Here is a 12,132-nt window from a genome sequence, read left to right as displayed (position 1 = left end):
CGCGCTGCCGCGCCCGCGTGAGACCGCCCGTCGCGGCGAACCCGCGACGCGGAAAGGCCGCGAGAGGATGTCTCTCGGGACATGTTTGAAACACCATCGTCACGCGGCCGTGAAGCGGCGTCGGGCCGGACGTCGGCGCGAGCGCGAGGCGAACGACCGACAGCGCGAGCGCCACCGGGCCCAGAAAGCGCCGCGGCCCTGCTCCGAAGAACAGGGCCGCGAGGACATGGCCGTCGGGACAGGGCGCCTGAATCGTCTACCCGATCGGCGCCGGGCGGCTCACTTGGCCGGGTTCTTGCCCTCGATGATGTTGCCCTTCTCGTCGTAGGCGACATCGGAGGTGCCGAGCACGTCGCCGACGGTGTCGGTGAACTTGTCGTCGCCCTTGATGTTGGGCAGGCGCTCGCCGATGCTGGTCTCCTGCACGCCGTCGACGACGGCGACGACGACGACGCCGTGGACCTCGGTCATGTCGAACGAGCGGACCTTCTCGTTCTTCTCACCGGTCCACTCGTTGTAGCGGAGCAGCACCGCGGCGGTCTTCGGGTCCTGCTTGGTCTTCGCGGCCGGGTTGACGCCGAACCACTTCTTGAAGGAACCGTCGACCACGCCCGCGTAGTCCTTGTCCGGCCACTTCTCCTTGTTGAACGCGTAGACGATCTTCCACAGCTGGCCGTCCTTGAAGAAGTAGAACTTGCGCAGCTTCGAGCCTTCCTTGACCCAGATCATCTCCTCGTTGTTGTCGTCGGCGAACTCGTACTGGATGAGCGAGACGCCCCACTTGTGCTTGGTCGACGACGCGAACTTGATGTGACCCTTCTTGAGCTCGTTGATCTGATCGTTCCGCTCCTTGCGGATCCGATCCTGATCCATCGGGTTCTTGGTCTCCTTGAGCTGGTCGTCGAAGTACTTGTTGATCGACTCACCCAGCTTGGCGAGCACCTGATCGGGGCTCATGCCCCACTCGAAGCCCTTGATCAGCGAGTTCACGCCGATCGACGCGCTGAGCTTCGGGTTGCTGTCGACCATCTCGCAGGTGGTCTCCTTCTTCTTCGCCTTGCCCTTGCCGACGGTCTTGGTCTTGCAGACCTCCTTGACCTCCGGCTTCTTGACCTTGGCGTCTTCCTTGGCGACCGCGGCGTCCATGTCGGTGGTCGCGGGCGCGGACTCGCCTTCACCCTCGCTCGAAGACGGCCCGGCGGCGACCATGCTGTCCTCGTTGTCCTCGCTCACCCCCTTCTTCTTCGGGGTGCTTTCGGCGACCTCGTCGGGTGCCGTCGACTCCTCCTGCTTCTTGCATCCGGCGTCGGCGACCACGAACAGGCCAAAAGCCGCGGCGATGAACAACGAGCGCTTCAACATGCTGTCTCCTGGGGACGGGAAGCTATCACAAAGCGGCGCCGTCGCGGCAGCGACGCGCACCCGCGGGCCCGCACGCGCGTGTGGGCGAACTCGCCCTGACGCCCCTGCCCGCGAGCGACGGCGTCGGCACCGCCTGGCTCGCGCCTCTCCGGCGGCGTTTTACGGGTCGAGCTGAAAGCTGAACCCGAGCTGCGGCTGCCCGTCGACCTCGTGGGCGTAGATCTCCAGCCTCGCGCGGCTCTTCAGCACGTCGAGCATCGCCCGACACGCCCCGTAGAACACGCAGAGGAAGCCGCGGCTGTGCAAGATCTCAGGGGCCATGTCGTGGCTGCGCAGCTTGAGCCCCGCGGCGTCGTCGATGACCTCCAGGGTCCCGCACGCCTGACTCGAGAGCAGCCACGCCCGCGGCGCAGTCTTGACGAGCCCCGACATCGCCGACTTGCCGAGCCCGAAGCCGGCGAGCATCGTCAGCGGCTTCAGGATCCCGTGGTCGTAGCTGTCACGCATGAGGTCGGTCCAGAACCCACGCGCGGCTTCCTCGCCCAGCACCTCGAGGATGGCGTCGCACAGCGCGACGACCGTCGCCGCAGGCACCCAGTCGAGGCTCGCCGCGTCGCGGATCGCGGTCAGGCGCTCGCTGCCGACGCGCTCACGGATCCCGCTGCCCTTGCCCTCGGGATAGGCACGCAGGCGCTTGAGCGCCAGCTTGGCGTAATGGGCGCGGATCGCGGGCGTCTCGTCGGACATGGGGCGAACGCCCCATCATAGCGGTCCCGCAGGGGGATTGCTCGCGTGGATCACGGCTTGCGCAGGCGCGCGAACGGGTTGTTGCTGAAGGTCTGCTGGGCCCGCGGCTGCTCCGAGGGCTTCGGACCCCGCCCCTTGTTCAGCGGCGTGCGTTCGTGCACCTTGGGCTGCGGGGCCTGTCCACGCGGCGCCTCGCTCTTGGCGGTCAAGGCGATGCGCTTCCGCTCGAGATCGACCTCGAGCACGCGCACCTTGAGGCGGTCGCCGGCCTTCACGACCTCGTGCGGGTCCTTCACGAAGCGGTCGGAGAGCTGCGAGATGTGGACGAGGCCGTCCTGATGGACGCCGACGTCGACGAAGGCGCCGAAGGCAGTCACGTTGGTGACGACGCCCTCGAGGGTCATGCCGACCTTCAGGTCGTTCATGGTCGTGACGTCGGCGCGGAACTTCGGCGGGTCGAAGCGATCGCGCGGGTCCCGGCCGGGCTTGCCGAGCTCGGCGACGATGTCGCGCAGCGTCGGCTCGCCGACGCTGTCGGTGGCGTAACGCGCCACCGGGATCTTGGCGGCCAGCGCGGCGTCGCCGACCAGCTTCGCCAGCGGCACGCCGAGGTCGGTGGCGATCGCCTCGACCAGCGCGTAGCGCTCGGGGTGGACGGCCGACGCGTCGAGCGGGTGCTCGCCGCCGCGGATCCGCAGGAAGCCGGCCGCCTGCTCGAAGGTCTTGGGCCCGAGCCCGGGCACCGTCAGCAGCGCTTGCCGGCTGGCGAAGGCGCCGTTGCGGGCGCGGTGTTCGACCACGCTCTTGGCCACGGTGGGTCGCAGGCCGGCCACCCGCGACAGCAGCGGCGCGCTCGCGGTGTTGAGGTCGACGCCGACGCCGTTGACGCAGCTCTCGACCACCTGATCGAGCTTCTTCGCCAGCAGCGGCTGGAACACGTCGTGCTGGTACTGGCCGACGCCGATCGCCTTGGGATCGATCTTCACCAGCTCGGCCAGCGGGTCCTGCAAGCGGCGCGCGATCGAGACGGCGCCGCGGATCGTCACGTCGAGGTCAGGCAGCTCCTCGCGTGCGACCTCGGAGGCGCTGTAGACGCTCGCGCCGGCCTCGCTGACGGGCACGACGATGATGTCCTTGAGGCCAGCCGTGGCCAGCGCCGCGCGCACGAACGCCTCGGCCTCGCGCCCGCCGGTGCCGTTGCCGACGGCGATCGCGTCGGGCTTGTGCGTCTTGACGAAGGCGACCAGCTCCTGCTCGGCCCGCGCCGCCGCGGCCGCGCCCTGGCTGGTGTAGAGGGTCACCTGGGCCAGGTAGGTGCCGGTCTCGTCGAGCGCGGCGCACTTGCAGCCGGTGCGCAGGCCGGGGTCGAGGCCGATGACGCGCCGGCCGCCGAACGGGGCCGCCAGCAGCAGCGCGCGCAGGTTGTCGCCGAACACCTGCACGGCCTCGCGATCGGCCTTCATCTTCAGCTCGATGCGCACGTCGGTCTCGATCGTCGGCGCCAGCAGGCGCACGAACGCGTCGCGCGAGGCGGCCACCATCTCGGCGTGGAACGGAGTGCCCGCACGCGCCTTGGCCAGCGCCTCGATCCGCGGGGTGATGGATTCGGCGCCGACGCCGATCTTGACCCGCAGGACGCCCTCCTGCTCGCCGCGACGGACGGCCAGGAACCGGTGCGACGGCATGTTCGCGGCCGGTTCCTCGTGCTCGTAATACTGCTCGAACTTGGTCGGCTGCCCGGCCTTGTCGGCCATCACCTCGGAGCGCACGGTGCCCTCCTTGGCGAACGCCTCACGGACCATCGCCCGCACCTCGGGCGACTCGGCCAGGACCTCGGCGACGATGTCACGCGCCCCGGCCAGGGCGGTCTTGACGTCGGGCACCTCGAGCTCAGTCTTGATGAACTTGACCGCCTCGCTCTGCGGATCGCCGTCGTCGGGCTGGGCGAGGATCCGATCGGCAAGCGGCTGCAGCCCGCGCTCGCGCGCCACCATCGCCCGCGTGCGCCGCTTGGGCTTGAACGGCAGGTACAGGTCCTCGAGCGCGGCCTTGGTGTCGCAGGCGAGGATCTTGGCCCGCAGCTCGTCGGTCAGAAGCCCCTGCGCGGCGATCGTGTCGAGCACGGCGCGCCGGCGATCCTCGAGCTCGAGCACGTAGGTGCGACGCTCCTCGATCGCCCGGATCTGGACCTCGTCGAGCCCGCCGGTGGCCTCCTTGCGGTAGCGGGCGATGAACGGCACGGTCGCGCCCTCGGCGAGCAGTCGGACCACGGCAGCGACGCCCCGCTCGGGCAGCTGCAGGTCGCGGGCGAGCACGGGGACGGGATTGAATTCGGCCGGGGTGGTCATCGCGGGCGGGGAACCTGGCACACGGAGCCGGCCGATGTCGACCCCCGTGCGGGTCGCGCCGACGGGCGCCGATCCTCCCCTCGCCCCCGCCAGACCCGGGATTCGCGGCCTGCTGGAAGATCTCGCCGGCGTGATCTCGACAGGGCGAGCGACCGGCTGCGAGGCACGCGACCTGTGGCCAGCAAAGCCGCGCCGACGCGACACCCGGACCTGTCCATCAGGACAGGTGATCGAAGCGCACCGATGACGCGATGGACGTGTCCTCGGGGACATGTCATGCGTCGACACCGCCTGTCCTCACGGACAGGCGATGTGCGGGCGCCATGCCCTCGCGTGCCTCCCGCTCAGCGCGGGCGCACCGTCGGCGCCGAGGCCCGCAGCGACTCGCAGGCCGCGGCGACGATGGCGTTGTGCAGCGCCTGCGCCTCGTCGTCGGTGACCGAGCGCTGCTCGGCCGCGTAGTGCAGGCGCAGGAGCAGCGCGCGATGGCCGACCGGCACACCGGCGCCGCGGTAGTCCTCGAGCACCTCGACGGCCGGCTCGCCGAACGAGTCGGTGGCCAGGCGGACCTCGCCGGCGGTCGTCTTGCCGCTCGCGCGCTGGCCCGCCTCGATCGCGGTGCGATGCACCTGGCCGGCCGCGGCGGTCAGCGCCGCGACCACCCGCGCCGCGCTCAGGGTCAGCGGGATCTCGAGCGAGAGATCGCGGGCCGTCGACGGGAAGCGCGGCAGATCGCGCGCCGTCGCGGTCACGCGCGGCGGGACCGCCTCGATGTCGATCTCGGCGTAGTACACACGTGTCCCTTCGGGCAGGTCCCACGCGCGCACCAGGTCCGGGTGGACCTCGCCGGCCTCGCCGACCACCGCGCCGTCGACCGCCAGCGCCGCCTGCACGCCCGGGTGGAGGTGGGCGGCGGGCGCGGGCGGATCGACGGGCCGCGCCCGCAGGCCCACGCGCGCGAGCGCCTGCACGGCCGCGCCGGTGATCTCGCGTGCGCTCGCCCCGCCCTTCGCCCCGCCGTAGATCAGCGCCGCCGCGACCGCGCGCTCGCGCGGCAGCAGGACGTCGATCGCCGCCGTCGGCCCGTCCTTCGGGACAGGTCGTTCGGGCCAGGCGTAGGTGCGGCCGACCTCGAACAGGCGAACCGGGCGGGTGTGGCGGGCGACGTTGTGCGTCAGCGCGTCGAGCAACCCCGGCAGCATGTGCGTGCGCATCACTCCGGCCGCGCGCATCGGGTTCTCGACGCGGACGCGCCGCTCGGGCGGTACGGTGAAGAACTCGATCTTCGACTCGGCGACGAACGCCATCGCCACGTGCTCGTGCAGGCCGGCGTCGCGCAGGCCCTCGGCCAGGCGATCGCCGAGCTCGGTGATAGGGTCGCTGTGGGCCGCCGCGCGCGCCTCGGCCGGCACCGTCAGCCGCGCCGGCACCTTGTCGAGCCCGTGGAAGCGCATCAGCTCCTCGATCAGGTCGACCTCGCGGCGGAGGTCCGGGCGGTGCGTCGGCGCCACGCAGGTCCACGCCTCGGGGCTGTCCTCGCGCACCTGGACCTCGAGGCCGCCGAGCACCGCGCGGGCAGTGTCGGCCGGGACCTCGACGCCGAGCAGTGCCGCGACCCGCGGCAGGCGCAGCGGGATGGTCGGCTGCTGCGGCCGTTCGCCGGCCGCATCGGTCCAGGCAGTGCAGCGGCCGCCCGCCAGCTCGAGCAGCAGCCCGAGCGCGCGCAGGGCCGCCCGCTCGAGCCCGACCCCGTGATCGACGCCGCGTTCGAAGCGGTAGCTGGAGTCGGTGGCGTAGCCGTGGCGGCGAGCGGTCGCGCGGATCCCCGGCGGCGCGAACCAGGCCGCCTCGAGCAGCAGGTGGTGCGTGCCCGCGTGCACCATCGACTGCGCGCCGCCCATCACGCCGGCGAGGGCCTGCGGCGCGCCGGCGTCGGCGATCACCAGATCGTCGGTCGTCAGCAGCTTCTGCGTGCCGTCGAGCGTGGTCATCGGCTCCTCGCGCTCGGCCCGGCGGACCACCACCCGGCCCTCGGCCAGGCGATCGCGGTCGAACGCGTGCAGCGGCTGGCCGCACTCCATCAGCACGAAGTTGGTCACGTCGACGACGTTGCTGATCGCCCGCAGGCCGACGCGGTGCAGTCGCACCCGCATCCACAGCGGAGATGGCTGAACGGACATGCCCTCGAGGACATACCCGAGGTAGCGCCCGCAGAGCTCCGGCGCAGCGATCGTCACCAGCCCCGGGGTGTTCGCCGCCTCGGGCCGGTCGACGTGCGGCGGCCGCAGCGGCAGCCCGAGCTTGGTGCCGACGTCGCGGGCCACACCGATGTGCCCGAGCGCGTCGGGCCGGTTCGGCGTCACGCCCAGCTCGAGGACCGTGTCGACGATCCCGGGCACGCGGTCGACCAGGCGATCGCCCGCGCGCCAGTCCTCGGGCAGCACGAGGATCCCGCTGTCGTCGGCGCCGATCTCGAGCTCGGCCTCCGAGCAGATCATGCCCTGCGACGGCACGCCGCGGAGCTCGCGGGCCCCGATCGCCAGGCCGCCCGGCAGGACCGCACCGACCGGCGCGAACGCCACCTTGCCGCCGAGCGGCGGCAGGTTGCTGGCGCCGCACACGACCTGGACGACACCTGTCCCATCGAACAGCTCGACGACCGTCAGCTTGTCGGCCTTCGGGTGCGGCGACTTGCCGCGGATCTCGCCGACCACGATCGAGCGCACGCCCTCGCCCACGGTGTGGACGGCCTCGACCTCGAGACCGAGGCCGGTGAGCAGGCGGGTGTAGGCCGCGGCCTTGCCCTCGGCCGACCAGGCCGCGAGCGCCGCTTCGAGCGCGCCCTCGGCGAACATTTCACTGAGCCACTGGTGCGAGATCTTCACGGGAACTGCTCCAGAAACCGGACATCACCTTCGAACATGTGCCGCAGGTGCGGGACCGCGTGCTGCGACATCGTCATGCGGTCGACGCCGAAGCCGAACGCCCAGCCGGTGTAGACCTCGGGGTCGATCCCGCAGGCCTCGAACACCGCCGGGTGGACCATGCCGCAGCCGCCGATCTCGATGTAACCTGTCCTTTTGCACAGGTTGCACCCCTCGCCGCCGCAGAACGGGCAGCCGATGTCGAACTCGGCGCCCGGCTCGACGAACGGGAAGAAGCTGGGCCGGAAGCGGACGTCGAGGCGACGGCCGTAGAAGTCGCGGGTGAAGTCCATCAGCGTCGCCTTGAGGTCGGCCATGGTCACCCCGCGGTCGACGTAGAGGCCCTCGATCTGGTGGAACATCGGGCTGTGGGTCGCGTCGTCGTCGCAGCGGAAGGTGGTGCCGAGCGCGACGATCCGGATCGGCGGCTTCTGCGCCAGCATCGTCCGCACCTGCACCGGCGACGTGTGCGTGCGCAGGACCAGCTCGCCGGCGCGCAGGCGCATCGCCGCGTCGTTGTCGGAGTGGTCGTCGAAGCCGGGGTGGCGGTGCGGGCGGACGAAGAAGGTGTCCGCCATGTCGCGCGCCGGGTGGTCCTTCGGCACGTTGAGGTCGTCGAAGTTGTACTTGCTGTGCTCGACGTGCGGGCCGACGGCCAGCGAGAAGCCGAGCCGCTGGAAGCTCTCGCTCAGGCGCCGGCGCGTCTGCGACAGCGGGTGCAGCGTGCCGGCCGGCGGTCGCAGCGGCGGCAGCGTCAGGTCCTCGACGCGCGCGAGGTCGAGGCGGCGCGCCTGGTCTTTGAGATAGGTGCGGCGCTCCTCGAGCGCGGCCTCGATGGCGTCGCGGACCCGGTTCCACTCGGCGCCGAAGCCCTTGCGCTCCTCCGGCGGGAGCTTGCCCATCTCGCCGCGGAGCGCGGTGACGGTGCCCTTCTTGCCGAGGTAGGCGACCTGGAGCTCGTAGAGCGCGGCCTCGGAGTCGACGCCGGCGAGCGCCTCCTGGAAGGCCGCGAGCTGCGTGGCCAAACGTGCTGGCATGGCGAGAGTGTGCCTCTTTTCCGCCGGCCTCGCCGCCCGCTTAAACGGCGACGAGCCGGCAGCGCGGCTCGAACGATGTCTCAGGGGCGAGAGCGTGCCGCGGTCTGGCGCGGCGCGCCGGGTTCAGGTCGCGACTCGGGCCCGACGCGCGAGCAGCACGACGGGCCCGAGGAGGAGGGTTCGCTACGCCAGGGCGCCGCGAGCCTCGGCGACGACCTTGCCGAACGCCGCGTTGTCGAACACCGCGAGGTCGGACAGCACCTTGCGGTCGAGGACGATCCCGGCCTTGCCGAGGCCCTCGATCAGGCGGCTGTAGCTGAGGCCGTGCAGACGAGCGGCGGCGTTGAGGCGGACGATCCAGAGCCGACGCATGACGCGCTTCTGGCCCTTGCGGCTCGTGTACATGTGCATCCACGCGTGATGCACTGCCTCGAGCGCGCGGCGGAACATCCGCGAGCGGCCGCCACGGAAACCCTTCGCGGCCTTGAGAATACGATTGCGGCGGCGCCGCGCCTTAAATCCACGTTTTGCGCGAGGCATGGTTCAGGTCCTCCCATTCGGAAGCATGATCTCGATCCGCCGCTGGTCGGGCTCGGAGACGATCGTCATGCCCTTGAGCTTGCGAATGCGGTCGCTGTGCTTCTTGGTGAGGATGTGGTTCTTGTGCGAGTGCTTTCGCTTCGCCTTGCCGGAAGCGGTGAAGCGGAAGCGCTTCTTCGCGCCGGAGTGGGACTTCATCTTGGGCATGATGGCGTCTTCTAGAGAGCGAGGGCCAGTTCAGGCGCTGGGCGCCTTGAAGCGTGACGGGGGGCTGGAGATACCCCAGCTCGCCCACGGACGCGAGGTCCGGGGCTGGCCGCTGGTTTTGTGTTGACTCACGGATTCGAGCAGGCGGACGGCCCCGCCGTGCTCCGGATTAGTTGGCGGCGTCAGCGTCCGGGTCGTCGAGACCCGTCGTGTCGTCGTCGAAGTCGTCGTCGTAACCCTCGTCGTCGTCCTCGCCGTCAGTGGACGGCGCCGGCGCCGGCGGAGCGACAGGACGGGCGATCGGGCCCTCGGGCGGCTTGGGCTTCACCACGCCCGGGCGCTGCGGCTTGGGGGCGAGCACCATGTTCATACGGTTGCCCTCCATCTGCGCGAGCTGGAGCACCGTGGCGACGTCGACGAGCTCGCGGATCACCTTCTCGAGGATCGCACGACCCGTCTCGGGGTGGGTGATCTCGCGACCGCGGAACTGGACGACGAGCTTGACCTTGTCGCCTTCGTCCAAGAAGCGGCGGATGTGCCGGGTCTTGAAGTCGAAGTCGTGGTCATGGGTCTTCGGGCGGAACTTGACCTCTTTGAGCTCCGTCGTCTTCTGGTTCTTCTTCGCCTCGCGGTCGCGCTTGGCGGTCTCGTACTTGAACTTCCCGTAGTCCATGATCTTGCACACGGGAGGGCTGGCCTTCGGGTTGACTTCAACCAACTGAAGGTTCGCTTCCTCCGCGCGCGCCATGGCATCCTGGGTGAGCATGATCCCAAGCTGTTCGCCATTGGCGTCGATCACCCGGACTTCCTTGACGCGGATCCGGCGACCTACGCGATGGGTCTCGACGCGGGGCTTGGGCTTCTGTTGTCTGCGGCCGATGGCGGTACTCCTTCAAGAGAAAAGCGGCGAGTGAGGCGAGCTTCGCGCACCTCCTCAGCCGGGGCGCCATTTTGTGTGCAATTCTGGACGCGCCGTCAAGCCCCTTCGACACGCAGCACACTGCGCCCCGCGTAGCCGACCACGGCGGCGTCCGGGACGGTGCGCGCGGCGGGCCCCAGCCCGGCCCGCCTCGTCCGTGACTGTGCCCGCGCCGTCACATTCGTGACCGCGCCATCACGACTTCAGGACGGGATCCGGGCCTCTTCGGCCATGCGATCGACGAAGCCGGCCAGGGGCTCGAGCGCGCCCGTCTGACCGTCGCGGGTGCGCGGCGCGACCCCCCTGCCCTCGACCTCCTTGTCGCCGAGGACCAGCATCGTCGGCACGCGCAGCAGCGTGGCCTCGCGGATCTTGAGCCCGAGCTTCTCGTTGCGCAGGTCGGTGTGGACCCGCAGGCCGCGGGCGACCAGCGCCGCCTCGACCTCGCCGGCCCACGCGTGGTGCGCCGCGGTGATCGGCAAGATCGCCACCTGCACCGGCGCGAGCCAGGTCGGGAAGCGACCGGCCACGTGCTCGAGGTAGACGCCGAAGAAGCGCTCGAGGCTGCCGAGCATGGCCCGGTGGATCATCACCGGCCGGCCGCGCGAGTCGTCGGGCGCGACGTACTCGAGGCCGAACCGCTCGGGCAGCTGGAAGTCGAGCTGGACGGTGCCGAGCTGCCAGCTGCGGCGCAGCGCGTCGCGGACTTTGAAGTCGATCTTCGGCCCGTAGAAGGCGCCGTCGCCGTGATTGATGGTGTACGGCAGGCCGGCGCCGTCGAGCGCGGCCATCAGCGCCGCCTCGGCCCGGTTCCACGTCTCGAGCTCGCCGAGGAACGACGCCGGGCGGGTGCTGACCTCGATGTCCGGCCGGTCGAAGCCGAAGGTCTTGTAGCACTCGAGGATCATCGCCGTGACGTTGGCGATCTCCTGCCCGACCTGGTCGGTCGTGCAGAAGATGTGGGCGTCGTCCTGGCAGAAGCTGCGCACGCGCGTGAGCCCGTGGACCACGCCGGCGCGCTCATAGCGGTGCAGGCGGCCGAAGTCGGCCAGGCGCTGCGGGAGATCGCGGTAGCTGTGGTGCGACTGGCGGAACAGCACGCAGTGGCCGGGGCAGTTCATCGGCTTCACCCCGAACTCGCGCTCGTCCACCGTGCAGGCGAACATGTTCTCTTTGTAGTGATCGTAGTGGCCCGAGGTGCGGAACAGATCCATGTCGAAGATCTGCGGGGTGATCACCTCTTGGTAGCCGTGCCGACGGTACAGCCCGCGCACGTAGGCCTGCAGCAGGTTGTAGATCGTGGCCCCGCGGCCGGTGAAGAACGGGCTCGCCGGCGCGATCGGGTCGAAGTAGAAGAGCCCGAGCTCCTTGCCGAGCTTGCGGTGGTCGCGGGCCTTGGCCTCCTCGAGCAGACGCAGGTGCTCCTTGAGCTCCTTGCGGTCGGCGAACGCGGTGCCGTACACGCGCTGCAGCTGCGGCCGCTTCTCGTCGCCGCGCCAGTAGGCCCCGGCGATGCTCATCACCTTGAAGGCGCGCACGTCGGCGGTGCTCTTGACGTGGGGGCCGCGGCACAGGTCGACGAAGTCGCCGCTGCGGTACAGCGTCAGGGTGGCGCCGGCGGGGATCGAGCCGATCGCTTCGACCTTGTAGGTCTCGTTCAGGCCGCGGAACAGCTCGATGGCGGCGTCGCGGGCGATCTCCTCGCGCACGAACGGGTGGCGCGCCTCGACCTCCTTCTGCATCTCGGCCTCGATCGCCGCGAAGTCCTCGGGCACGAGGCGGTGCGGCATGTCGATGTCGTAGTAGAAGCCGTCCTCGGTGTGCGGCCCGAACGCCAGCTTGGCCTCCGGCCACAGCCGCTTGATCGCCGAAGCCATCACGTGGGCCGCGCTGTGCCGCAAAGTCTCGACCGGCGACAGACTCGGCACCGAAGGGTCGATCATGTGCTCGATCTCTTGCGCGTGTTCGTCCGCCATGGGGCGCGAAGCGTACACAAGGCGAGCCGCCGGAGCGAGCGAGAAACAAGAAAAACGCCGCTGAGGCGAGCC

9 protein-coding genes are annotated in these 12,132 nt (G+C 70.3%); all 9 read right to left on the bottom strand.

The features are described from left to right. Positions 1 to 279: 279 nt before the first annotated feature. Complete coding sequence (locus OV090_RS26265; RefSeq protein ID WP_267707356.1) at positions 280 to 1,362, bottom strand: hypothetical protein; 1,083 nt, start codon at positions 1,360 to 1,362, stop codon at positions 280 to 282. A gap of 159 nt (positions 1,363 to 1,521) precedes the next feature. Beyond that, positions 1,522 to 2,109 carry a hypothetical protein gene (locus tag OV090_RS26260; RefSeq protein ID WP_267707355.1) on the bottom strand — a complete coding sequence of 196 codons (588 nt, stop codon included), beginning with the start codon at positions 2,107 to 2,109 and terminating at the stop codon, positions 1,522 to 1,524. Between the two features lie 50 nt (positions 2,110 to 2,159). Beyond that, positions 2,160 to 4,457 (bottom strand): Tex family protein, encoded by a 2,298-nt coding sequence (locus tag OV090_RS26255; protein WP_267707354.1) that lies wholly within the window; start codon positions 4,455 to 4,457, stop codon positions 2,160 to 2,162. Positions 4,458 to 4,801: 344 nt separating this feature from the next. Continuing rightward, the gene (gene pheT, locus OV090_RS26250; protein ID WP_267707353.1) at positions 4,802 to 7,342 is read right to left on the bottom strand and encodes a phenylalanine--tRNA ligase subunit beta; all 2,541 of its coding nucleotides are present in this window, start codon (positions 7,340 to 7,342) and stop codon (positions 4,802 to 4,804) included. Beyond that, positions 7,339 to 8,418 (bottom strand): phenylalanine--tRNA ligase subunit alpha, encoded by a 1,080-nt coding sequence (pheS, locus tag OV090_RS26245; protein ID WP_267707352.1) that lies wholly within the window; start codon positions 8,416 to 8,418, stop codon positions 7,339 to 7,341. Before pheS ends, pheT begins: the two co-directional genes overlap by 4 nt. Positions 8,419 to 8,601: 183 nt before the next feature. Then, positions 8,602 to 8,958, bottom strand: a complete 357-nt coding sequence (gene rplT / locus OV090_RS26240) for a 50S ribosomal protein L20 (RefSeq protein WP_096333202.1) — start codon at positions 8,956 to 8,958, stop codon at positions 8,602 to 8,604. Between the two features lie 3 nt (positions 8,959 to 8,961). Beyond that, the gene (gene rpmI / locus OV090_RS26235; protein WP_096333201.1) at positions 8,962 to 9,165 is read right to left on the bottom strand and encodes a 50S ribosomal protein L35; all 204 of its coding nucleotides are present in this window, start codon (positions 9,163 to 9,165) and stop codon (positions 8,962 to 8,964) included. Positions 9,166 to 9,334: 169 nt separating this feature from the next. Beyond that, positions 9,335 to 10,045 (bottom strand): translation initiation factor IF-3, encoded by a 711-nt coding sequence (gene infC, locus OV090_RS26230; protein WP_267712087.1) that lies wholly within the window; start codon positions 10,043 to 10,045, stop codon positions 9,335 to 9,337. 242 nt (positions 10,046 to 10,287) lie between these two features. Continuing rightward, positions 10,288 to 12,060: a threonine--tRNA ligase gene (gene thrS, locus OV090_RS26225; protein WP_267707351.1), complete on the bottom strand. Its 1,773-nt coding sequence runs from the start codon at positions 12,058 to 12,060 to the stop codon at positions 10,288 to 10,290. Positions 12,061 to 12,132: the final 72 nt, after the last annotated feature.

Source organism: Nannocystis sp. RBIL2 (assembly GCF_026626745.1).
Lineage (GTDB): Bacteria > Myxococcota_A > Polyangia > Nannocystales > Nannocystaceae > Nannocystis.
Note: the sequence above shows the minus strand (reverse complement) of the source record. Positions and strands in the feature narration are given on the sequence as shown.